Below are 22,643 nucleotides of genomic sequence, written 5' to 3'. Positions count from 1 at the left end.
TTGCGCCCTCTTGCGCGTTGAAGGAGCGCCGGCCATCCAGGGGACATCTTTCTTCGCCTGCTTGCCTGCGGCGGTTTCGGACTCAGGACTGCGGCGCCAGGTGACGCAGGAACCAGTCGCGCGCCAGGCGCGCCACAGCGTCGAGCGTGCCGGGCTCCTCGAACAGATGGCTTGCGCCGGGCACGACGACGAGTTCCTTCTCGGCGGGCAGCAGCGCGAGCGCCTGCTTGTTCAGCCCGATCACCGGGACGTCGTCGCCGCCGACGATCAGCAGCGTCGGCGCCAGCACCCTGCCCAGCGCATCGCCGGCCAGGTCGGGCCGCCCGCCGCGCGAGACCACGGCCCGCACGGCGGCGGAACGCAGCGCCGCCGCCATCAGCGCGGCACCTGCGCCGGTGCTGGCGCCGAAGTAGCCGACGTTCAGATGGCCGAACTCCGGCTGGGCCTTCAGCCAGTCGGTCGCGCCGACGAGCCGCTGCGCCAGCAGTTCGATGTCGAAGCGCAGTCGGCGCGTGCGCTCATCGATCGCCTCTTCCTCGGGCGTCAGCAGATCCGTGAGCAGCGTGGCGAGGCCGGCCTGCTGCAGCTGCCGCGCCACATGGCGGTTGCGCGGGCTGAATCGGCTGCTGCCGCTGCCATGTGCGAACAGCACCAGCCCCGTGGCGCCGGCTGCATGGACCAGATCGCCGTCCAGCATGGCCGGCCCCACCGGTATGCGCACGGGACGCTGCTCGACAGCGGCTTGCGGCGAGGTCGCTGCATTCATGGCTACACCCCCGAGGGATACGTTTCCGGCGCCTCGAGCTCACGCCATTCGGACTCGGGCTCGAGCGGCTCCACGGCCCGCGTGGTGTCGATGTGGATGAGCGCGTCGAACTGATCCGGCACCCGTGCATGAAAGTAGTGGCTCTGGCGCTCGGTGTCGGGCCGGTAGATCACGCCGATCGCGCGCTCCAGCCGCGGTTCGCGCAAGGCATCCGCGTGAGGGCCGCCTGCGCGCAGGGGCAGCAGGAAGCGCTCGAAGCCGGTGGCGTGCATGAGCCCTTCGATGCTGTCTTCGCGTGACGGCCGCACGCGCTTGCGCTCGCCGGTTCCGCCCCAGTCGGAGGCCGCGGTCACGCTGCCGGTGTGGGTGGTGAAGCCGACGAGCACTGCGTCGCGCCCGTGCCGCTCGCGCATGAGCTGGCCGACGTTGAGTTCGCCTCGGCGCCCGCCCATCTCGGTGGCCCGCGCGTCGCCGAGGTGGGAGTTGTGTGCCCACACCACGATCTTCGGGCGCGCGCCGGAACGCCCGAGATGGTGCTCGAGGGCATCCAGCGTCTCGACCATGTGCTGGTCGCGCAGGTTCCACGACGAGATGTCGCTCAGGTACATCGAGCGGTAGTACGCCTCGGCGTTCTTCACCAGCCGCGCGTTCTGCTGCGCATCGAAGGCGTCGTCGGTGCCGATGCGTCCGCCATGCCTGACGGAGGCGGCATGGCGGCTCAGCTCGACCAGCGTCGCGATCACTTCGTCCTCGCATCCTTCGGCACCACGAAGTCCCGTCATCAAGCCATAGACCTGGCTGTCGTCGCCGAACCGGTCGAAGCAGGCATAGCGCTCGCGGGCCAGGCGCGCGGTTTCGGGGCGGGTCTTCTCCAGGTACTGCAGCACGGCGTCGACCGAGCTGTGCAGGCTGTAGAGGTCCATGCCGTAGAAGCCGGACCTCGACGCCTCGGGCAGCGCGTCATTGAAGCTGCGCTGCCAGTCCAGGAAATCCACCACGTCGGTGTTGCGCCACATCCATGTCGGGAAGCGGCGGAACCCGGCCAGCGCTTCGGCCGCGGATGCGTCGTCGCCGAAGCCGCGAACGTAGCGGTTCACGCGGTACGCATCCGGCCAGTCGCCTTCGATCGCAACGGCGTTGAAGCCCTTCTCGGCGATCAGCCGCTGGGTGATGCGTGCGCGCTCGCGATAGAACTCGTGCGTGCCGTGGGAGGCTTCGCCCAGCAGCACAAAATGCGCGTCCCCGATCAGCGCCAGCAGCGCACCATGATCGTCGTCCGCGGTCAGTGGCAGCGCGGCGCGGCGCACCGCGTCGACCGCCTTGGCGTCATCGCTTCTTCCCATCGCCACTCTCCCAATGCGCGGACGCGCCAAGGCGCGCGCGCTCCAGCAGTTCGCGGACTTCCTCGTCGGTGGTCTGGTCGAAATCTTCGTACCACAAGCCCACGGCCACGAAGGGCTCGGGGGTCTTGGCGCAAACCACGTCGTCGGCCTCGCGGCGCAGTTCCGCGCACGTCTCGGGCGAGGCGATCGGCGCGGCGGCCACGATGCGCATCGGCTGCTGCACCCGCACGGCCCGGATCGCGGCCAGCATCGTCGAGCCGGTGGCGAGCCCGTCGTCCACGACAAGCACCGTGCGGCCGCGCACCTCGGGCGGCGGCCGCGCATCCCGGTACAAGCGCTCGCGCCGCTGGAGCTCCTGCTGCTCCGCCCTGGCGACCTCTTCAATCGCCGCATCGGAAATATGGAGCAGGCGCGTGACGCTCTCGTTCAACACGCGGACGCCGCCACTGGCGATGGCGCCCATGGCGTACTCCTCGCGACCCGGCACGCCGAGCTTGCGCACGATGAAGACATCGAGCGGCGCGCGCAGCGCCTGGGCCACCTCGAAGCCGACCGGGACGCCGCCGCGCGGCAGGGCCAGGACCAGGACATCGCGCCGGTCGGCATAGGCCGAGAGCACGCGCGCCAGCACCTGCCCGGCCTGCCGCCGGTCGCGGAAAAGAGGACCCGTTCTCATCTCGGCCTCCATCTGCTTGGGCGCCTCCTCGGACACGCCGAAGGAGGTCGTTGGCCGCGTCAGGCCGACACGGGCTCCGAGACGGCGCAAAGCGCCTCGGCCGCGGGCTTGGTCTTGCGTTCCTTCACCGCGACGTCGCCCAGGGCCAGGATGCCCACCAGCCGCTTGTCGCGGTTGACGACGGGCAGGCGCCTGATCTGGTACTGCGCCATGATCTGCGCCGCGCGCTCCACGGATTCGTCCTCATAAGCCCAGTGAATGCCCTCCGACATCACATCGCGCACCTTGGCCTTGCCGTCGCGGCCTTCCGCCACCCCGCGCACGGCGATATCACGGTCGGAAATGGCGCCGATCATGCGGTCGTTCTCGCCCACCGGCATCATTCCGAAATCGCCGTCACGCATGCACCGGGCAGCCTCGGCAATCGTTGCGTCGGGACTGATGACCTGCACGTCCCGGCTCATGACATCCTTGATCTTGTGCATGGAAAAACTCCTTTCTTCAGCACTGGAATCGGGTCGAAGCGAGCGCGGGTAGAAGTGCTTGGCCTTGCGCACTGAAGGCCGGCGGGGGCCCGTTCGCGCGCTTCGATTTCACTCTGAAATCACTAGCTCGTGCGCTGTAGGACGGCTGCCGCAATGTTGAAAGACTCGTCTTTCAGTGCTTCAGGCCGTGAGCGAACACCGGGTCTTCGGGCTGGCGCTGCTGCTGCGGCACCGGGCGATTGCCGTCGGCCAATGCCGGGCTCGTCCTACCAGGCGCCCCGGGCCCCATGCCGCAACGTCACGGCTCGCCCACTTCCTCCGGAAAGCCGTCAATGTTGATGTCCTTCAGCCTCGACCCGTCGATGACCGCCGCCCTCGGCGGCGCCTTCTATCCCACGGGGTACTCCGTGGTCATGTTCCCGGACGAAGCGACCGCCGTATCCGTCGGCGAGGAGCTCAGCGAGCAGCTCGAGGACAGCGAGGTCTTCCTGCTCACGCCGGCGGCGATCCTTTCGCAAATCACTCCGACGGTGAGTGGCGCCGACGATCCTCTGCCGTCGCCGGGAACGGAGGGCGCCACGGTCAGGGCCTACACCAAGCTCGCGAAGGAAGGCCATCATGGCCTGCTGGTCAAGACGCCGGACTCGGAAACGGCGCAACGGATGATGGAAGTCGTGCGCCGCGCGCCCTACTCCATCGCGCAACGCTATCGCGCCTTGGTCATCGAGGATCTGTAGGTCGCTTTCGGGAACTCATCCCCCGAGGCACGAGCCATTGCGCGGAACGCGCTCGGCATCGCCGTGCACCGCGATGCCCCTAGAAGAGCTTGCCCGGCACGAGGTTGTCCTTGCCGTTGAAGGTGAGTTCGCGGCGCTTCTGAAAATCCAGCATCCTTGTCCTGCGGCCTGCTGCCAGGTTGGCCGCGTAGTGCACCGCGTCCTGGACACTCGACCAGGTCGTTGCAACCAGCTTTGGCGGATTCGACTCGAGATCGATTGCCGCATACCGCCCGGCCGAGTGACGGCCGAATCCGATGGGGACCTCGATTCCGGCTTCCTCGCAGTAGGCCTCGATCTTTCTCTTGTAGCTTCCGAACATGGCTGTGGTCCTGAAGATCGGGTTGGATTGAAGCTGGCCCTCGTCGTGCAGCTCATGCAGCTCACTTTCGGCAAGGACCGGCTCCCGACGCAGGCGCAAGCAACGCTTTCGATTGACAGAAAGTTGCTCATGACCGCGTCAGCGCCGGCGTGTGTCCCCCACGTATCCGCGCGGTATCACCAAGGAAATGACGCTGCGCACGGCTGCGCGGCGGTCTAGACTGCGGCTCATGGCTGCTCCGGAACGCCGTCATCGCTCCGCCGACGCACCCGCGTGGGAGTCCGAGGACCCGATCTTCGTCGAGGCCTTGCGCTCGCGCGAGGAGCAGTACCGCGTGATCTTCGACGGCAGCGCCGATGCGCTTGCCCTCTGGAACGACGCGCTGCGCATCGTCGACATCAACCCCGCATTCGCGCGCATGTTCGGCTATGCGCGCGAGCAGATCATCGGCAGCTCCCTCCCGACGAACATCGATCTGCACGAGCGCGAGCGGCGCATCCAGGGCATCCGCGCTGCGCTCGCTGGCCGGGAGGTATCGATCGAGACGCGCGGCGTGCGCCAGGACGGCAGCACGTTCGACATCGAGTTGCGCTACTTGCCGATCGGCTACGCCGGCACCCCGCATGTGCTGGCGGTCGGGCGAGACATCACGGAGCGCAAGGCGGCCCTGGCGGCGCTGCAGGCCCAGGAGCAGAAGTACCGGGCCATCTTCGACGGCAGCGTCGATTCGATGGTGCTGTGGAGCCAGGAGCTGCGCACGGTCGACGTCAATCAGGCCTTCGTGCGCATGACCGGCATGACACGCGAGCAGGTGGTTGGCAAGCATTGGACGGAACGCCCGGATGCGCAGGACATGCAGCGCCTGATCGGCTACATCGAAGCGGCGCTGCAAGGGCGCGAGACACAGGCGGTCGAGCCGGTGACGCGCGGCGACGGCACTTCGTTCCACATCGAACTGCGCTACCTGCCGGTGCAGCTTGGCGATACGCCCTATGTGCTGGGCGTGGGTCGTGACGTGAGCGAGCGGATCGTGAGCGAGCGTGCGCTGCGCTCGAACGAGGCGCAGTACCGCGGCATCTTCAACGCCTCGGCCGACGCGCTGGTGCTGCGTGCCTCGGATTTCAGCATCGTGGATGCCAACGCCACCTATGAGCGCATGAGCGGCTACCGGCTCGACGAGGTGCTGGGTATGGACCGGGTGCTGGCCAACCCACCCGAAGTCGCGGCCACGATCCGCCGCCTGCACGAGCAGGCGCTCGCTGGCGAGCCGATCCGACTCGAGACCGAGCTGGTGCGGCGCGATGGCCAGCGCTATGACCTGGAGCTGCGCGGCGTTCCGATCCTGCACCACGGTGAACCGCATGTGCTCTACATCGGACGCGACATGACGCAGAGCAAGCGCGCCGAGCGAGCCCTGCGCAACAGCGAGGAACAATACCGGGCGATCTTCAATGCTTCTGCCGACGGCCTGGTCGTGCGGGATGCCGACTACCGCGCGGTGGACGTGAACCCGGCGTACCTGAGCATGAGCGGCTACTCGCGCGACGAAGTGCTGAATGCGACCCGGGTGCTGACGCAACCCGACAAGGAGATCCAGGAGCGCCACCGGGAACAGCACTCCGCCATCCTGGCCGGTCGCGCGGTTCGCTTCGAGGCGCCGGGCGTGCGCAAGGACGGCAGCCACTTCTACCTCGAGGTCAACGGCATGCCGGTGACCTACCGCGGCGAGCCGCACGTGCTGTACGCGGCCCGCGACATCACCGAGCGCCGCGCCGCGGAGGCCGAGCGGGAGCGGCTCGAGGCCCAGCTGCGCCAGGCGCAAAAGATGGAGGCCATCGGCCAGCTCACGGGTGGCATCGCGCACGACTTCAACAACATTCTCACCAGCGTCATCGGCTACCTGGTTCTCGGCCAGGAACGCGCCGAGACCCTGGGCGACGCCAGGCTGCAGCACCAGTTGGGCCAGGCCCACATCGCTGCGCAGCGGGCCCGTGAGCTCATTGCGCAGATGCTGGCCTTTGCGCGGCGCCAGCGCGGCCAGCGCCGCACCCTGGCATTGAGCCCGCTGGTCGACCAGACCCTGCAACTGCTGCGCGCCACCCTGCCGTCTTCGGTGTCGCTGGAGTTCGCTGCGCCACCCGCGGCGGGTGGCCACGAGCTGCACGTGGCGGTCGACGCCGTGCACCTGGAACAGGTGCTTTTCAACCTCTGCATCAACGCGCGCGACGCTATCACCGGCTCGGGATGGATCCGTGTTCGCCTGGGCCGCAGCGGGGGCGGCTGGACCTGCGCATCGTGCCGCGCCCAAGTCGGCGCCGGCCCGTGGGTCGAGTTGAGCGTGGCCGACAGCGGCAGCGGGATCGCGCCGGACCTGATCGACCGTATCTTCGAGCCCTTCACCTCCAGCAAGGAGGTCGGCCGTGGCTCGGGCATGGGCCTGGCGATGGTGCACGGCATCGTGCATGACCACGGAGGCCATGTGATCGTCGAGACATCACAGGGCGCCGGGTCCGTGTTCCGCGTGGTGCTGCCGCCGGCCAGCGGCACGGAGGTCGACACCCCCGACGCCCCGGCCGTGGCAGGGGTCCGCGAGGCGCTTTGCGCGCGCGTGATGGTGGTCGACGACGAGGTCATGGTCGGCGACTTCATGGTCGAATTGCTGTCCGGCTGGGGCATCGAGGTGGTGCTGCATCGCAGCCCGTTGGAGGCGCTGGCCTGGCTGGATGACCCGAGTCAGCCGCTCGATCTGCTGATCACCGACCAGACGATGCCACAGCTCGACGGCCTGCAACTCGCACAGCGGGCCACCGATCTGCGCCCGGGACTGCCGGTCTTGCTGTACACCGGCAACGCCGATGACATCGACGAAGCCAAGGTGAAGCAACATGGCGTCAGCAGCGTGCTGCGCAAGCCCATCGACAACCAGGCACTGCGTGCGCTGATGGAGTCATGGCTGCGCAGGGGGCGCGGCAGCACCTCGCACGACGGCTGAGTCCCTCGCCCTGCGATACAAGGTCGATACAAAGGCAAGTCGCCGCGACGTGCGGTGAATACCAACACATCGCAGACTTCTTCTCACGCCGTCGATACCGCGCCTTCGGCCGGCCGGCGGCAAACCTGGACACGTCCGATCCGCGGCACGCCTGCCGCTTCGCCAGCGCCGCCGGACGCTGTGCAAGGGGCGCGCCCTGCCCTCCGGCCGCAGCTGAAGGAGAACAGTTCCATGGTTGACTTTCACACCCCCCAAGGGGGCACGGTCGGCATCGCCGACGAGCCCATCGCGACGCTTCGCGCAGCGCTGCGCGGGACCCTGCTGCTGCCAGCGGATGACGGCTACGACGTGTCCCGCGCGCTGTGGAACGGCATGTTCGACCGCCGGCCGGCTGCGATCGTGCGTGCAGCGGGCGCAGCCGACGTGATCCAGGCCGTGAACTTCGCGCGAGAGCACCAGCTCCTGATGGCAGTCAAGGGCGGTGGCCACAACATCGCCGGCAAGGCCGCCTGCGATGGCGGGCTGATGATCGATCTGTCGGGGATGAAGTCGATACGCGTCGACCCCGTTGCACGTCTCGCGCGTGTCGAGCCCGGAGCGCTGCTGTCCGATTTCGATCGCGAGACGCAGGCCTTCGGTTTGTCCACGCCGACCGGCATCAATTCGACCACCGGCATGGCCGGGCTCACGCTGGGCGGCGGCTTCGGCTGGCAAAGCCGCAAGCGCGGGCTGACCATCGACAACCTGACGGCCGTCGACGTGGTGCTCGCTTCCGGCGAGCTCGTGCAGGCGAGCGCGACACAGAACGCCGAGCTGTTCTGGGCGGTGCGCGGCGGGGGCGGCAACTTCGGCGTGGTCACCTCGTTCGAGTACCGGTTGCACCCTCTCGGCCCCGAGGTGCTGGCCGGGCTGGTCGTCTATCCGCTCGCTCAGGCAAAGCAGGTGTTCGAGGGCTATCGCAAGTTCACGGCGGCGGCTGGCGACGACATGACGACCTGGATGGTGCTGCGCAAGGCGCCCCCGCTTCCCTTCCTTCCGCCGGATGTGCATGGCAAGGAGGTGGTCGTGATCGCCTTCTGCTGGATCGGCGAGCTCGGCCGGGGCGAGGAGCTCGCCGGCCCGCTGCGCAGCTGGGGCACGCCCGCAGGTGAGCACGTCGGTGCGATGCCCTTCGCAGCCTGGCAGACCGCCTTCGACCCGCTGCTGCAACCAGGCGCGCGCAACTACTGGAAGTCGCACGATTTCAAGGTGCTGAACGCCGATGTCGAGCGCATCGTGTGCGACGCCACCGCCCGGCTGCCGAGCGACGAGTGCGAGATCTTCATCGGCCAGGTGGGCGGGCAGATCAATCGGGTCAAGGCCGGCGACACGGCCTACCCGCACCGCGATGCCGAGTTCGTCGTCAACGTTCACACGCGCTGGCGCGACGCGGGTGGCGACCGCGCATGCATCGATTGGGCGCGTGCACTGTTCGATGCGCTGACGCCGCACGCCACAGGCGGCGTCTACGTGAACTTCATGCCGGAGGACGAGATGCAGCGCGTGGCGAGCGGCGCCTACGGCCCCAACTATGCACGGCTGGCCGCCCTCAAGGCACGATATGACCCAGGGAACCTGTTCAGCCAGAACCAGAACATCCGGCCGCAGGCCTGAGCAACCGACGGCTCAAGTGGAACATCCCTGGCCGACGTCGGGGCCGCCGGGGGACCGCGTGAACAGCGCCGTGGGCGCCTCCTCGGCGGCCAGTTGACCGATGGCCGCGCCGAGCGCCATGTCGTCGATCACGCCGAAGTGGCTCAGCCGGATGCGGCCTTGCCTGTCGATGAGCACGACGCTCGGCGTGCCCTGCAGCTGGTACTCGCGCATGGTGGCGGGAATGCTGCCACGCGCCGGCGTGTCGATGCCGATCGGGAAGGTGTAGCGGTACTCGCGGACGAAAACCTCGAGCGCCGCGGGCGTCATGACCTCGTGGTGTTCGAACACGGTGTGCAGGCCGATCACGGCGACGTCCGCGGCGGCGAAGAGCTGGCGCGTCTTCTTCGCCTGGGGCAAGCCGTGCGTCACGCAGGCCGGGCACAGCATCTGGAACGCATGCATCATCACCACGCGGCCGCGCAGCGCCTCCAGCGAGAGGGCGGTGTCGGTGTTGAGCCATTGGACAACCTGCAGCGCAGGCGCTTCGGGGAAGTTCTTCGACATGCTGAAAACTCCGACTTGAACACAAGGCCGGGAGAGAGCGGATTTTGGCGCGGATCGCCTTTTCAAGGCCTGGCTTGTTTGATAGCCTGTCGGCTTGTGGCCTCATTGGGTGAAAGCCAAGCTGGGACAGCTTCGCCGGGGCTAGCGAAGTTTGACTTCTCAAACGTCATTATTCGCAAATTCTGTAATCGGAAAAGATGAAATCAATCGTACATCTCGGGCTCGGCGTTCTGCTGCTTTCTACTGTGGCGCTCAACGCCGGCGCAACGGGGACGAACAAGCTCTGCAACGGACGACAGACGGACATCGTCTTTGCTGTAATCAATGAGAATTTGGACGATTCGGGTTCGAGATGCGAGCTTCAAGGATCGCGGTGTTACGTGACGCTCCAAGGCTGGTACACCATGAGGCCGGGAGCCTGCATGGACGTCGACGTGGGGAATCGATGGGAGGCTTATCTGTCGATCTTCGTCAAGGATACGGCGGCCGGCCAGTACAGGCCAGAAACCTTCCCAGTCAACGACAGGTTTCATAAGGACAGGGACGAGAAGAACTCCGGCGTTGTCAACGTCACTGCATGCATGCCTGTCGGATCGTTCAAGAAAAAGCTGCCTGGAGCCCTCGCGCCCATGCTGAATTCAGCAGCCGCATGCGATCCGGCGAGGCGCTGTATCCGGTCAATTACGTCATCCGCGGCGGACCGCAAACCCACGTCGTGGTCACGTTGAACTGAGTGGGCCGTATGGACCGTGTCGCTGCGGTCGGTCCTTAGCCCGAAACGGACTACGGCTCAGACCGCCAACACAGGACGTTCTCGACGGCCTGGCAGTTCGTCAGTCAATGCCAAGGGCATAACCATCGACGCTGACCTCGACATCGCCGAGATACCCTGCGCGTCGGGAATCCCCAAAATTTCGCCGAAGGCCGCTATGTAATTGCTGGTGCTTCGGGAGCCGGAAAGTCCACCCTCCTGGCGGCATTGCGCCCCGCCTTGCCCGATAGTCCTGGGCACTCACCTGTCAAGATGGCGACACCACCGCTTTTCGCAGTTCTGATCTGCTGTTTGAGCGGCAGTTGATCTGAGATGGCGGCCTAGAATGAGTTCATTGATCAACTCAATCACATTAAGGCGCTTGCATGTACCGAGGGATTGATGCTCACTGTCGAGATCGGTTTCATGCTCGACTGAAAGACGGCGAGCCATTGCTGGGTGCATTCATCTCGGTGCCATCAGCCGAATTGGCGGAAATTTGCGCATCAAGTGGTTTTGATTTCATTGTCCTGGATTGCGAACACGGCTCTATTGGCCTGGCCGACGTCGCGCACATGATCAGGGCGGCACAAGCCGCGGGTATATCCACCCTGGTTCGACCCTGCGAAATCACCAAGACCGCGATTTCGAAGGTGCTGGATCTAGGGGCCGACGGGATCATTGCGCCGCAGATCAGCACTGCCCACCAAGCGCGTGAACTGGTGGCCGAATGTAAATACCCTCCGCTGGGCAAGCGGGGGGTTGCCTTCTATGTGCGAGCGCACGAATTCGCGAATGATGTCAATTGGGACGACCTGAAGAATGCGAACACGAATGTGGTTGTCGGCGCCATGATCGAAACGCCGCAAGGCGTGGAACACGCTCAGGACATCTGCAATGTGGAAGGAATTGATTTTGTCCTGTTTGGCAGTCAGGACTTCAGCGCGCAATTGGGAGATGGCGCAGACAGCGCTCCCGCAGTGGTGAAGGCGCAGCAGCACATCGATGCCGCTGCACGTCGTGCGGGCATCAGGGTTGCGGCAGGTGCAGCTGATGGCGAGATGGCTCGCCGGCGATTCGCATCGGGCTATTCGGTGGTGATTACCGGGCTGCTGTCGATGATCCGATCCGGCACCGCTCGGTTTGTCGTTGCGGCCCGCTCCAACGAATCCGATCCCCAGGCGGATGGCATTACTCAACCGCCCGAGCCACGCGCATCGGAATCTGCCGCTATTTGACAACCGGGAGACAAGCATGCTGAAGATCATCAACAAGCTCATCGTTTGCAGTGCGGCGGTCGCGGCCGTTGCTGCAGGCCCGGCCACGGCAGACACAGGTCGACCCATCACCATCCTTGCCTCTGCGGACGTCGGGGGGCTGATCGACGTGGTCGCGCGTGCCTACGCCGACGCCATGTCCAAGGAGCTTTCGCAGGCCGTGATCGTGCAGAACCGCGGTGGCGCGGGAGGGGTCGTGGCTGCCAACGCGCTGGCCAAGTCCCGCCCGGATGGTGAGACCCTGTGCTTCTGTTTCAACGGTCCGGTGGCCCTGGCCAAGGCCACGATGGAGAGCCTGCCTTATGACATTGACAAGGCATTCCTGCCCGTTGCTCGGGTGTACAGCATCAGCCCGGTCGTTGCGGTTCCGGCCAATTCCCCCTTTACTTCGCTGGCCAGCATTCTGGAGGCGGCGCGCTCAGGTGCTGCACTGAACTATGGCCATACCGGCAACAGCGGGGCGTCGAATCTCGGGGTCAAGGAGATCGGCTTTCGCACAAATCTGAATTTCAATGGCGTGGCCTATCCCAGCGAAGCGAAACTCGTGCTCGACTTGATCGCCGATCGGCTCGACTTTGGCGTTCTGTCGCCCATGCTGGCCAAGGCCCAGTCCGATTCGCAACGGGTCCGATTGATCGCCAGCATGGGCAAGACGCCTGTCTTCCCCAACCTTCCGGTGATCGGTGACATGCCCGAACTCAAAGGGTTTTTCGCACCTAGCTGGGCAGGCTTCTTCCTGCCGGCCGGAACTCCCGATGCCGCGATGCGCCGGCTCTATTCCGCGATTCAGAAAGCCAGTCAGCACCCGTCCGTGCGCGATCGCCTGGCGTCTTACGCCGTTCAGCCCGTTCTCAACGAATCGCCGGAGGAGTTCCGCAAGCTGATCGAGGACGACAAGAAGAGCGCGCTCGACACCGTCAAACGCATTGGCAAGCTGTGACCATCACATTGAACAACGTTGCCATGATCGCCAGTGACAAGATAGACCGAGCCGCGCGTCTCTTGGCCGATGCACGACGCCAGCATCAAGGAATACCTGATTTTCCGGATTCGCTGAGGCCCTTGGACCTGGATGAGGGCTACCGGATCCAGGACCGGGTGGTTGAAAGAGTCGGTCGCCCCCTGGGCGGCTGGAAGATTGGATTGACCAGTCCGGCCGCGCGCGAGCGCTACAACGTTCGGCATCCCATCGTGGGCCAGATCTTCGACGTCGAGATCCATCATTCACCCGCTCTCCTCAAGGGTCTGCCGGTGATGCTGTGTCTCGAAGCGGAGCTGGCGTTCCGCATGAAAACGACGGTGCAGCCGCGCCCGCGCCCTTTTGTGCGCGAGGAGTTGCTGGACCACATCGAGTGCGTCGTGCCTGTGCTGGAGATCTGTGTGTTTCATTACCCCAGCTCTGTGGGTCTGGATGTGGCCAGTGTGGTGGCCGATAACTCGGGCAACGCGGGTCTGGTGCTCGGGCAGCCCGTGTTTGGCTGGCGTGAGCTTAGCTTTGCCGATGTCAAAGTACGGGTTTGGGCCGACGATGAGGAGGTGTCTTCCGGGTCCGGCCAAGAGGTCATGGAGGGCGATCCTCTGCAATCGGTGCTGTACTTGGCGAACCACCTCCGCGCAAAGGGTGTTCCCCTGATGGCGGGCCAGGTCGTCTCCACGGGCACCATGCACGGAGCGCCAAGGGTGTCGCCCGGCGCCAGATGCCGGGCCGATTTCGGGCCCCTGGGGGAAGTCACTTTCCAATTCCGGGGGGTTGAGTCCCTGGGCGTCCATGCTTGAACTCGGACTCAAGGACAAGGTTGCCATCATCACCGGTGGCAGCGAAGGCCTTGGCAGGGCTGCGGCGTTGAAGCTCGCGGCTGAAGGGGCCAACGTGGCGATTGTCTCCCGCCGTCCCGCGCCACTGCAGGCCGTGGCGGAGGAACTCGAACGGTTGACCGGGATCGAGCAGCTGACCGTGGCGGGCGATGTCACGAGTGCGTCGGACTGCCAACGGGCGGTGGATGCCGTCCTGGCCCGATGGGGCAAGGTGGACATTCTGCTGAACAACGCGGGAACTTCCAGTGCCCATCCCTTCGAGGATGTCACGGACGAAGGCTGGACCGCCGATTGGGAGCTCAAGGTATTGGGCGCCATCCGGATGATCCGCCTCGTGCTGCCCGTCATGAGGGCCCAACGCGATGGCCGCATCGTCAATATCAGCACGGTCGGAGGCAAGGCGCCCAAGGCCCACTCGTTGCCTACCTCCGTGTCACGGGCAGCGGGCCTGAATCTGACCAAATCGCTGGCCAATCAACTGGCCGCCGACAACATCCGCGTCAACGCCATTTGCATTGGGCTCGTGCAAACCCCTCAGATAGACCGGCTGCATGCCGCCCAGTACCAGAGCCTTGCCGGCCGCGTACCGTTGGGCCGCGTGGCCAAGCCTGAGGAGTTTGCCGACCTGTTCGCCTTCCTGGTCTCGGACAGAGCTGCCTACATCACCGGGACGGCGATCAATTTCGATGGTGGGACGGGATTGACCCTTTAGCGGTCTCTCCGTGTGTCCTCGGACTGGATGAAAGGTGTTTACTCAATGAATGGCGCTAGAAGCCTTGTCGAAACCCTGCTGGCATCGGGCGTTGACACATGTTTTGCAAACCCGGGCACGAGCGAGATGCATTTTGTCGCGGCGCTCGATCAGGTGCCGGGCATGAAGTGCGTGCTCGGACTGCAGGAAAACGTCGCCACGGGGATGGCAGACGGCTACTACCGGTTGGCCCGCAAACCGGCCTGCACCCTGCTGCACTGTGGCCCGGGTTTGGCCAACGGCATGGGCAATCTGCACAACGCGAGGCGCGCGCGCAGCGGCATCGTGAACATCGTTGGTGACCAGGCGACCTACCATCGGCCCTTCGACGCACCGCTGACATCCGACACGGTGGGCTTGGCAGAGACCGTATCTGCGTGGGTGCGCAACAGCACCAGAACGCCCGACTTGGGGCGCGATGCCGCCGAAGCGGTGCGGGCGGCGCGCACCTGGCCCGGCCAGATCGCCACGCTCATTCTCCCGGCAGACGTGTCCTGGGGTGACGGAGGAATCGTCGGCACGCCTTGCTCCAGGCCGGAGCCAGCGGCCGTCGATGCAGGTGCCGTGGAGTGCGCGGCAAGGACCCTTCGCGACCATCGCGATGTGCTCATCCTCCTGGCAGGACCTGCCGTGCTCAGCGAGGGACAGCGACTTGCGTGGCGCGTGGCGCAGGCAACCGGTGCCACGGTGATGGCCGACTACGTCACCTCGCACCTCGCCCGTGGACGGGGCAACCTGCAACTGGAACGTGTCCCCTACGGCATGGCGACCGCGATCAAGACACTGGCGAAGTTCAAGCACATCGTGCTCGTCAACGCGCGCCCACCCGTGGGCTTCTTCGCGTACCCCGGCATGCCATCGGTCCAGCATGCACCGGATGCGCAATTCCATGTGCTGACCCGACCCGATCAGGACCCGGTCGAGGCGCTCAAGGCGCTCGTTTCTGCCCTGAACGCGCCCGAGGTCGAGATGCCCGATCCGGGCCCGCGCCCGGAGGCTGGCAGCGGCGCACCCAGTCCCGAGGGCCTTGCCCGGACGCTGGCCGCAGTGATGCCCGAGAACGCCATCGTGTCCGACGAAAGCATTTCCTACGGTCTGGGCTTCTACAAGTTCACGCACGCAGCGCCCGCCTGCGACTGGTTGCATTTGGCTGGCGGGGCCATCGGGGACGGCATGCCGGTCGCGACCGGTGCAGCGCTGGGCGCGAACAAGCAGCGACGGGTCATCAACCTTCAAGCCGATGGGTCCGCCATGTACTCGCTCCAATCCCTGTGGACCCAGGCCCGCGAGCAGTTGCCGATCACAACCGTCATCCTGAACAACAGCAAATACAACGTCTTGATAAACGAATACAAGAACGTTGGTGCCGTGCCAGGCGATACCGCCATGAGCATGCTGGACCTCGGAAATCCTTCCTTGAACTGGGTGCAACTGGCCAACGGCATGGGGGTCGAAGCCGCCCGGGCCACCACCCTCGACCACTGTGCCGACCTTATGCGTGCAAGCTTCAGAAGCGACAAACCCTTCGTCATCGACCTGGTTGTCTAACGCGGCGGCTGTCCGCCGCAGCAAGTCTGAAACCAAAGCTTCGCGAGGCTTTTTCTTTAGCCGCAACACGGGTAGGAAGCTACAACGTTGAGCAGTCTCGGACTCGATCGGGCGCAGTGCTTCGGGCGAACGTGCGCAGATCATCCAGTTCCATGTTCCACTTTCCGCAACTCAGAAGCCCGCATTCTGGAGCTAGCGGACCACAAAGAGGAACCCTACGATGGAGTGATGAACTCTTCCTCCATTTCGTTGACGCCTCCCACAAGCGCATCTCGCTACGCGGGCCTTCTCGTCGTGGCCGCCACGGCCGCGGGAAGGTCCGGCGTCCATGCGGGGAGCTAGTGCCATGTCTTCACCGCAACGCCACATCGTGCATCTCACCCGCGGCCATGGCCACGGTCCGATCACGCGGCTCATGAGTCCCTCGGATCTGGGGCAGATCCTCAAGCCCTTCGTCTTCCTCGACATCTTCGACATGGGCGGGAGCGCTGGCGGGAAGATGCCGATTCATCCGCACTCGGGGATTGCCACCGTGACCGTGCTGACGCAGGGCCGCCTGCGCTTCGACGACCCCGCTTCCGGTTCCGGCACGCTCGACTACGGCGGCGTCGAATGGATGCGGGCGGGCGGTGGAGTCTGGCACGGGCAGGAAATGTCCCGTGCCGATACGGGCAGGGTACAAGGCTTTCAGCTCTGGCTGGCGCTGCCACCGGAGCTGGAGAACGGCGAGCCGCAAAGCCGCTACATCGAGGCTCGCAGCATGCCGCGCAGTGGGCCGGCCCATGTCGTCGTTGGCAGTTACGCCGGCGTGCAAAGCCCAGTCCCCGCGTTCACGGGCGTCAACTATCTCCTGGTCACGCTTGCGCCGGGCGAGTCTTGGGTTTACCAGCCGCCGCCGGGGCATTCAGTCGGGTGGATCGCGGTTGCCTCGGGTGCGTTGGATGCAGGAGCCCCGATCTCTTCAGGGGAGATGGCCGTGTTCGAGCACGGCGAGGCGGCGATCGCGCTGGCCAACACGCACAACGAGGACGCCGTGTTCGTCCTGGGTTCCGCCGTGCCCCACCTTCACGAGCTGCACCTGGGCAACTATTCCGTCCATACGTCCGACGCTGCGCTGCGTGCCGGCGAGCGGCACATCGACGAGCTCTACCGGACCATGGTGGCCGCGGGCGACCGGCGCACTGAATCGGGAAGCGTGCCGGTTTATCGATAACTCGACGAGTTTTCGCATTGCCTGTCGCCGCCCTGCAGGCGCTGCGTCGACTTCGCGAGTGACGTTGACCTTGTCACCCCGACACTTCGACCTTCGATGCGAAGGTCGCTTGCGGTCATGGGCTTCGGGGTCGGATTCACGTAGACCTCGTCGACTGAGTCCGTGCCGTCCTCGAGGGGCAATCTGCAACGCAACCGGTCGCGCCGCGATCACGCATTCGGGCTGCGGGGTCGGTGCAATGCAAGAAAGCTCCATCTCACATCCCCTCGCCCAAGCATGTCCTCACGCTCACTGCGATGATGGCAGGACAGTCCGTGCACCGCAGCCAAGCTTGCCGTGTCCTCAGCAGAAACGTCAAACATTCTTCGGCCTTGAGGAACTGGCCCGTGTCGGAGCGACATCAATACTTGCCCGCCAACTGCAACCAGGTCGGCCAGGGCTTCCATGGCCACCTCTCGCTCCTTCGGGTCGAGGTGCATCCACACGGCCGTAAGCAAGACAAGGTCGAACTGGCGTTTGGATTGCCGAAGCACGTACAGCGTTGGCAGGTGGTCGTCCACCCAGTCGATTGCCAGCGCGCCGTGGAGGCGTTGACCTTCGCGGCGAAGCTCGTCGGTCGGTTCAACTGCAACCACCCGATGTCCTCGGCGAGACAGTTCCGCGGCATCACGACCGGACCCAGCGCCGATGTCCAACACCATGACGGGGGACGTGGGGAACAGATGAATAAGGTCCCTATGCACCTGGGCGAAAGTGATGCTCTCATACTGAGAAGCTAGGACGGATGCGTTGACGGCATAGCCGGCGGCACCTGGAACTTCAGAGGTCATGAACTGAGACAGATGGAATGAGACAATCGCCGCCGATGGTGTGGGGGCGTCTCTTGGGTCGCATTCTGCCCTCGGTCGAGCGGTGGTCTACGGCATTGCGGCTGAACAGGTCTACCACGTGGCCTTCGAAGGCGGCGACGCTTTGCTGAAGGATGGTCAGCTCGACGCTCGCTTTCCTTCGTTCGTGGAGCTTCTGCGCTTCTTCTTTGGCGATGCTTCAGCCACCCGCCTGACGAAGCCCGCGTTCGACCAACTTCTGTGCCGTGCGTCCACTTCTTCACGATACAAGATGGCCGCGGGGAGGCAAACTGAAGGCATGTTCAGGGCACTTTTTTTCATTCTTGCTGCTCTCGTACCGATTGGCCTGGTCTACGCTTTCGGTGCATGGACCCTGCTCGCACTGTTCGGAGTGACGGCCGCGACACTGGTCTTTTCAACCAGGAAGGCACGCGGCGCTGAGGCGACCCAGGGCGGCAGGCTCACCGGATACCACACCACCACGACGGCGAACTTTTAGGCCCCGGCAGTGCCCCGCAACCAAATTGGGAAGTGCCGAGCCCGTCGGTGGCATCCGGTGAAGCCTCGTGGCCGCGCTTCAAGAGGTGTAACCCAGGAGACCACGCGTGAACCTCACGGTCATGCCTTGGCACCGGGCTTGAAGATGTGGATGGTCTCGCCGCGCGCGAGCTTCTCCACCAGCTGGGCGATGCGCCTGACGCGCGTCTCGGCCTTCACGGCCGTCTGGATGCGCCACAGCACCGCGTAGCGATTGGCCGCGTTGATTGTTGCAAAGAAGGCCTTGGCCCTCGGCTCGGCTTCCAGCGCTGCCAGCAGGTCCTCCGGCACCGCGGACGTGCGCGCTCCGTCGTAGGCCCGCGCCCAGCGTCCGTCGGCCTTAGCGGCCTCGATCTGCGCGTAGCCCGGCGCCTGCATGCGGCCCGCCTCGATGAGCGCCGCGACCTTGTCGACGTTGATCTTCGACCAGGTGCTGCGCGCGCGCCGCGGCGTGAAGCGCTGGAGAAAGTGCTGGTCGTCGAGGCCCTTCTTCTGGCCGTCGATCCAGCCCCAGCAGAGCGCGATTTCCACAGCCTCGGGGTAGGTGACGCTGGGTTCATTGGCGCCCCGCTTCGCGATCTTGAGCCAGAGGCCGTCGGAGGTGGCGTGATTCTTCTTCAGCCAGGTCTCGAAAGCCTTGGCGCTCTTGAACAAGGTCGGGGAGGAGTCGGGTTGGATGGCGGATTTGGCGGCGGGCATCGCATGGAGTGTGCCGCAGAGAGCCAGCGCGGTTCGCTGCACGGTGTGGAACGCCCTGCAACGTACCGCTTCGACTCACAACCTTCTCGAGCTCGCCGACGCAGCGCAGAGTCACATCGCGACTCGATAGGCGCCGGCAATCGCCGCAAAGCTGCCGGCACCTGGACCGAACTCCGGACTGTGACGATCAAACCTTCCGCCCTGGCCTCAGCCCGCTCGCGTCGCCGAGGCGAGCAAGAGTTCGTTTGGCCCCAGCCAGCGCTGGTCGCCGCGAAATTGCTGGAGCGCATCCTCCATTTCTCGCCACGCCGACTCTCTGGCCGTCGCATCCAGCGGCGCGAGGACTTCCATGATCGGTGAACCCGAACTTCGAACGAAGGCGACGTAGGCAGCGGCATCGGAGAGTTCGATTGGCGCCGCAAGCGATTCCACTGCAACCTCGACATAGCCAGCCGCCGTCAAAAGGCTGACAAGTCTGCCCGGCGCCGCAAGGCTGAACAGACCGCCATCGGCATAGGGCGAGACGAAACCGCTCAACCCCCGGTGCTTGCGGGCCACCTTCATCATGGTCGTGATGCAAGGATTGTTCGCAGGGTCACCGAACACCAGCGCGACGAAGCGACCACCCGGCCGCAGGACCTTGAATGTCGCGGCCAGCGCCGTGGCCGGGTTCATGCAGAACATGAGCCCGAGCCTGCACATCACCGCATCGAAACACGCCTCTGCATGAATCGGCTGCTCCGCGTCTGCGACGGCGAAGCGCACGTTGGTCAGGCCGGCCGCTTCGATGCGCTCGCGCGCGAAGTCCAAGATCTTCGGTGAGATGTCGGTCGCCAGCACGTCGCCCGTCGGCCCGACCGCGAGTGCGATGTCCTTCGTCTGGTCGCCCGCGCCCGCGGCCAGATCGAGTACGCGTGCACCCGGCCGGAGTCGCGCCTTGGACAGCATCGCTGCGGTTGCCTCTCGCAACCACGCATGAACGATCGGCGTGCTCCTGGACCAGCCCTCGGCGGCCCGGTCCCAGGCCCTCACGACCGCGTCCGTCATGCGTCCCCCCTGATTCCAGCGTCGATCAGCAGGGGCGCCCAGGCCCGGCGGTCGTCCTCTACCTTCGCGGCCAATTGTGCGGGCGAGCTTGGGGCCGCCGTCATGGCCGCATCCTCGAGTCGGCGTGTCAGTCCGGCGCGCGCCACGACCTTGCCGACCGCCTCGGACGCCTGTTCCGCGATGTTCGGGGGTGTGCCAGCCGGTGCGAAAAAGGCGAACCACTCGCGCATCACCGATCGCGCGTGGCCCTGTTCGGCGAGCGTGGGCACTGCGGGCGAGAAGCGGCTGCGCTCACGTCCCGAAGTGCCGAGCAACCGCAGACGACCGCTGGCGAGTTGCGGCAGCAGGAGGCCTTCCGGAAGCACGAGTACGGCGACCTGCCCGCCAAGGAGCGCCGCCATGGCGGGCGGACCGCCCGGATAGGGAACATGGCGCCAGTCCAGCCCGGCCTGGTCGAACAGCATGACCTCGAGAATGTGCGGCAGGGTGCCCGTGCCCGGCGAGGCTGCGTTGGCCTCGCCGGGATGGCGCCGCATCCACTCGATCAACATCTTGGTGTCGGCGACCTCCGGCGGCACGGCATTGCCCACGGCCACGCCAAGATTCATCTCTGCAGCCAGCGACACGGGCACGAGATCCCGCGCAGGGTCGTAGCCGAGCTTTCCGTACAACGTAGGGTAGAGGCTGGCGATCGCGCCCTGGCCCAGCAGCCAGGTAGAGCCATCGGGCGGCGCCGACTTCAGCGCCTGGACCGCGATCTGACCTGCCGCGCCGGGCCGGTTGTCGACGACGACCTGCTGTGCGAAGACACCGACAAGTGCCTCGCCGAAGGCCCGCGCAACGATGTCCGGCACGCTGCCCGCGGGACCGGTGCAAATGACGCGAAGGCGTTCCTGCTTCGCCGGGAGCGCCGTTTGCCCGAGGGAAGCCAGATGGCAGACTGCCGCACCCGCTGCGACGGCAGCGGCAATCAGCACGCGGCGCCGTGGCATGTGGTCATTCGTGAGTGGGCTTGTCGTCATGGGCGGCCTCGAAAGTGATGTAGCAACTTCAGCGTAAGCGGGCGCTCCATGGGCCACAAGGCGCGGACTTGCAGAACGGGGCCGCAATAGTGCATAACGGGCGATGCTCGATTGGAACGACCTGAAGTATTTCGTGGCTGTGGCGCAGCATGGCAGCACGCTGGCCGCGGGCCGGGCCCTCGATGTCGATCAGTCGACGGTGCAGCGACGGCTGACCGCGCTGGAGCGGCATATCGGCCGCGCGCTGGTGCAGCGTCATACCACCGGCTACAGGCTCACCGACTTCGGCACCGAGGTGCTGGAAGCCGCTCGTATGGTCGAGCGGGCCGTGGGCGAGTTCGAACAGGTGCTGGCCGCCTCGAAGCGCAATGCGGCGGGTGTGATCCGGCTCACCTGCCCGGAGCCGCTCGTGAATCGGTTGACGCGTTCCGGGCTGCTGGATCGCTTCCATGCGCTGCACCCCGCGCTGCGTGTGGAGTTCGTGATGAGCGACAAGTACGTCGACCTGCGCACTGGCGACGCCGACGTCGCACTGCGTTCAGGCGATACAGACGATGCCGTGCTGGTCGGTCGCAAGGTCGGCGACTCGCTGTGGGCCGTCTATGCGAGCCGGGACTACGTGGCGCGCCACGGCAAACCTTCGTCCATCGAGGAAATGCAGGCACACCCTCTCGCGGGGTTTGAAGAGAGCATGGCGGGTCACCGCGCAAGCCAGTGGCTGCATCAGGTTGCACCGGACGCGAACATCGTGGCCCGCAGCGGAAGTGTGCTCGGTCTCCTGCTGTCGGTGAAGGCCGGTGTAGGCATTGCGCCGCTGCCGACAGCGCTTGGGGATTCCGACACGGAGCTGGTCCGGGTTCTCGGTCCCATACCGGCGCTGTCGCGGGACTGGCGGCTGCTCGCGATGCCCGAGATTCGGAAGACGGCCCGCGTCAGCGCATTCTTCGACTTCATTGCCGCGGAGATCGACGCGCTCAAACCGATCATCACTGGCTAGTGAGGTCTCGTGGGGGGACGCCATCAGCCCAGACTTGCTTCGAGGAGGCCACAGGCGCCTAAACCAAAGTCGTAGAGCGCGTGACAAACGTCCAATGGTCCTGCCTGCCCGCCCGGTCTAGTCTTGCGTCAACGGTCACTCGGCCGGCAAGGAGATCCAAATGCGCACCAACACGACCGTGGCGATTGTGGACGACGATGAGGCGGTGCGAGACACCACGAAGGACCTGCTCGACTCCGCTGGCTTGTGCGCCGCCACATTCGACTCGGCCGAAAGCTTCCTGCAGTCCAAGAATGTGCGCGCCGTCCATTGCCTCGTCGCCGACATGCGGATGCCCGGAATGACCGGGCTCGAGCTGCACGGCCAGCTCGCCGCCGCCGGCACCCCGATTCCTACGGTCCTCATCACCGCGCACCCCGACGAACGGGTACGCTCCCGGGCCTTGTCGACGGGGGTGATCTGCTTTCTCGCCAAGCCCTTCAGCCCGGAAGAGCTCCTTGCATGCATTGAGACCGCCCTTCGCGTTGGCCGCGTGGGGCGCACAACTCCGTTTCCCGGAACTGCTTCATCGAACTGAAC

Annotated in this window: 23 protein-coding genes; 13 read left to right on the top strand and 10 right to left on the bottom strand. The window is 65.5% G+C overall.

The window, feature by feature from the left end:
• Positions 1-82: 82 nt before the first annotated feature.
• From ACMGEZ_RS08965 to ACMGEZ_RS08950, 4 genes are read right to left on the bottom strand one after another with little or no spacing between them, the layout of a single operon-like run.
• The gene (locus tag ACMGEZ_RS08965) at positions 83-766 is read right to left on the bottom strand and encodes a dienelactone hydrolase family protein (RefSeq protein ID WP_436821912.1); all 684 of its coding nucleotides are present in this window, start codon (positions 764-766) and stop codon (positions 83-85) included.
• A 2-nt stretch (positions 767-768) separates the two neighbouring features.
• Positions 769-2,109, bottom strand: a complete 1,341-nt coding sequence (locus tag ACMGEZ_RS08960; RefSeq protein WP_436821911.1) for an erythromycin esterase family protein — start codon at positions 2,107-2,109, stop codon at positions 769-771.
• Positions 2,093-2,785, bottom strand: coding sequence for a phosphoribosyltransferase (locus ACMGEZ_RS08955; protein WP_436821910.1), 693 nt, complete (start codon positions 2,783-2,785; stop codon positions 2,093-2,095). The genes ACMGEZ_RS08960 and ACMGEZ_RS08955 overlap by 17 nt, the downstream gene beginning before the upstream one ends.
• A gap of 59 nt (positions 2,786-2,844) precedes the next feature.
• On the bottom strand, positions 2,845-3,270 hold the full coding sequence (locus tag ACMGEZ_RS08950) for a CBS domain-containing protein (RefSeq protein WP_436821909.1): 426 nt from the start codon (positions 3,268-3,270) through the stop codon (positions 2,845-2,847).
• Positions 3,271-3,602: 332 nt separating this feature from the next.
• Here ACMGEZ_RS08950 and ACMGEZ_RS08945 point away from each other — a divergent pair, with 332 nt between their 5' ends.
• Positions 3,603-4,007 carry a hypothetical protein gene (locus ACMGEZ_RS08945; protein ID WP_436821908.1) on the top strand — a complete coding sequence of 135 codons (405 nt, stop codon included), beginning with the start codon at positions 3,603-3,605 and terminating at the stop codon, positions 4,005-4,007.
• A 79-nt stretch (positions 4,008-4,086) separates the two neighbouring features.
• Here the strand turns inward: ACMGEZ_RS08945 and ACMGEZ_RS08940 are convergent, their stop codons facing one another.
• Positions 4,087-4,368, bottom strand: coding sequence for a hypothetical protein (locus ACMGEZ_RS08940; protein WP_436821907.1), 282 nt, complete (start codon positions 4,366-4,368; stop codon positions 4,087-4,089).
• A gap of 229 nt (positions 4,369-4,597) precedes the next feature.
• On the opposite strand from ACMGEZ_RS08940, the gene ACMGEZ_RS08935 reads away from it, so the two are divergent.
• A complete protein-coding gene (locus ACMGEZ_RS08935) occupies positions 4,598-7,360 on the top strand; it encodes a PAS domain-containing hybrid sensor histidine kinase/response regulator (RefSeq protein WP_436821906.1) in 2,763 nt (920 codons plus the stop codon).
• 231 nt (positions 7,361-7,591) lie between these two features.
• The gene (locus tag ACMGEZ_RS08930) at positions 7,592-9,013 is read left to right on the top strand and encodes an FAD-binding oxidoreductase (RefSeq protein ID WP_436821905.1); all 1,422 of its coding nucleotides are present in this window, start codon (positions 7,592-7,594) and stop codon (positions 9,011-9,013) included.
• A 12-nt stretch (positions 9,014-9,025) separates the two neighbouring features.
• Here the strand turns inward: ACMGEZ_RS08930 and ACMGEZ_RS08925 are convergent, their stop codons facing one another.
• The gene (locus ACMGEZ_RS08925; RefSeq protein WP_436821904.1) at positions 9,026-9,559 is read right to left on the bottom strand and encodes a peroxiredoxin family protein; all 534 of its coding nucleotides are present in this window, start codon (positions 9,557-9,559) and stop codon (positions 9,026-9,028) included.
• A 197-nt stretch (positions 9,560-9,756) separates the two neighbouring features.
• Here ACMGEZ_RS08925 and ACMGEZ_RS08920 point away from each other — a divergent pair, with 197 nt between their 5' ends.
• The 7 genes from ACMGEZ_RS08920 (at position 9,757) to ACMGEZ_RS08890 (ending at position 16,914) form a co-directional block, all read left to right on the top strand.
• Positions 9,757-10,287 carry a hypothetical protein gene (locus tag ACMGEZ_RS08920; RefSeq protein WP_436821903.1) on the top strand — a complete coding sequence of 177 codons (531 nt, stop codon included), beginning with the start codon at positions 9,757-9,759 and terminating at the stop codon, positions 10,285-10,287.
• Positions 10,288-10,696: 409 nt separating this feature from the next.
• Positions 10,697-11,548, top strand: a complete 852-nt coding sequence (locus tag ACMGEZ_RS08915) for an HpcH/HpaI aldolase family protein (RefSeq protein ID WP_436821902.1) — start codon at positions 10,697-10,699, stop codon at positions 11,546-11,548.
• Positions 11,549-11,564: 16 nt separating this feature from the next.
• The gene (locus tag ACMGEZ_RS08910) at positions 11,565-12,527 is read left to right on the top strand and encodes a Bug family tripartite tricarboxylate transporter substrate binding protein (protein WP_436821901.1); all 963 of its coding nucleotides are present in this window, start codon (positions 11,565-11,567) and stop codon (positions 12,525-12,527) included.
• Positions 12,524-13,363, top strand: coding sequence for a 2-keto-4-pentenoate hydratase (locus tag ACMGEZ_RS08905; RefSeq protein ID WP_436821900.1), 840 nt, complete (start codon positions 12,524-12,526; stop codon positions 13,361-13,363). The genes ACMGEZ_RS08910 and ACMGEZ_RS08905 overlap by 4 nt, the downstream gene beginning before the upstream one ends.
• The gene (locus tag ACMGEZ_RS08900) at positions 13,356-14,114 is read left to right on the top strand and encodes an SDR family oxidoreductase (RefSeq protein WP_436821899.1); all 759 of its coding nucleotides are present in this window, start codon (positions 13,356-13,358) and stop codon (positions 14,112-14,114) included. The genes ACMGEZ_RS08905 and ACMGEZ_RS08900 overlap by 8 nt, the downstream gene beginning before the upstream one ends.
• A 45-nt stretch (positions 14,115-14,159) precedes the next feature.
• The gene (locus ACMGEZ_RS08895; protein WP_436821898.1) at positions 14,160-15,701 is read left to right on the top strand and encodes an acetolactate synthase large subunit; all 1,542 of its coding nucleotides are present in this window, start codon (positions 14,160-14,162) and stop codon (positions 15,699-15,701) included.
• Between the two features lie 346 nt (positions 15,702-16,047).
• The gene (locus tag ACMGEZ_RS08890) at positions 16,048-16,914 is read left to right on the top strand and encodes a pirin family protein (protein ID WP_436821897.1); all 867 of its coding nucleotides are present in this window, start codon (positions 16,048-16,050) and stop codon (positions 16,912-16,914) included.
• A 209-nt stretch (positions 16,915-17,123) separates the two neighbouring features.
• Here the strand turns inward: ACMGEZ_RS08890 and ACMGEZ_RS08885 are convergent, their stop codons facing one another.
• Complete coding sequence (locus ACMGEZ_RS08885) at positions 17,124-17,744, bottom strand: class I SAM-dependent methyltransferase (protein ID WP_436821896.1); 621 nt, start codon at positions 17,742-17,744, stop codon at positions 17,124-17,126.
• A 118-nt stretch (positions 17,745-17,862) separates the two neighbouring features.
• Here ACMGEZ_RS08885 and ACMGEZ_RS08880 point away from each other — a divergent pair, with 118 nt between their 5' ends.
• Positions 17,863-18,261, top strand: a complete 399-nt coding sequence (locus ACMGEZ_RS08880; protein ID WP_436821895.1) for a hypothetical protein — start codon at positions 17,863-17,865, stop codon at positions 18,259-18,261.
• A 119-nt stretch (positions 18,262-18,380) separates the two neighbouring features.
• Here the strand turns inward: ACMGEZ_RS08880 and ACMGEZ_RS08875 are convergent, their stop codons facing one another.
• The 3 genes from ACMGEZ_RS08875 to ACMGEZ_RS08865 all read right to left on the bottom strand — a co-directional run bounded on the left by ACMGEZ_RS08875 (position 18,381) and on the right by ACMGEZ_RS08865 (position 21,037).
• Complete coding sequence (locus ACMGEZ_RS08875) at positions 18,381-18,998, bottom strand: YdeI/OmpD-associated family protein (protein ID WP_436821894.1); 618 nt, start codon at positions 18,996-18,998, stop codon at positions 18,381-18,383.
• Between the two features lie 207 nt (positions 18,999-19,205).
• Entirely contained in the window at positions 19,206-20,045 is an 840-nt protein-coding gene (locus ACMGEZ_RS08870) for a class I SAM-dependent methyltransferase (RefSeq protein ID WP_436821893.1), read from the bottom strand.
• Positions 20,042-21,037 (bottom strand): tripartite tricarboxylate transporter substrate-binding protein, encoded by a 996-nt coding sequence (locus ACMGEZ_RS08865; RefSeq protein ID WP_436821892.1) that lies wholly within the window; start codon positions 21,035-21,037, stop codon positions 20,042-20,044. Before ACMGEZ_RS08865 ends, ACMGEZ_RS08870 begins: the two co-directional genes overlap by 4 nt.
• A 133-nt stretch (positions 21,038-21,170) precedes the next feature.
• Here ACMGEZ_RS08865 and ACMGEZ_RS08860 point away from each other — a divergent pair, with 133 nt between their 5' ends.
• Both ACMGEZ_RS08860 and ACMGEZ_RS08855 read left to right on the top strand, forming a co-directional pair.
• Positions 21,171-22,064 carry a LysR family transcriptional regulator gene (locus ACMGEZ_RS08860; RefSeq protein ID WP_436821891.1) on the top strand — a complete coding sequence of 298 codons (894 nt, stop codon included), beginning with the start codon at positions 21,171-21,173 and terminating at the stop codon, positions 22,062-22,064.
• A 160-nt stretch (positions 22,065-22,224) separates the two neighbouring features.
• Complete coding sequence (locus ACMGEZ_RS08855) at positions 22,225-22,641, top strand: response regulator transcription factor (protein ID WP_436821890.1); 417 nt, start codon at positions 22,225-22,227, stop codon at positions 22,639-22,641.
• Positions 22,642-22,643: the final 2 nt, after the last annotated feature.

The sequence above is a fragment of the Variovorax stachyos genome (genome assembly GCF_051400855.1).
Taxonomy (GTDB): Bacteria; Pseudomonadota; Gammaproteobacteria; order Burkholderiales; family Burkholderiaceae_C; genus Variovorax.
The sequence above is the reverse complement of the archived record's forward strand: the minus strand, read 5'-3'. Positions and strand labels throughout refer to the sequence as shown.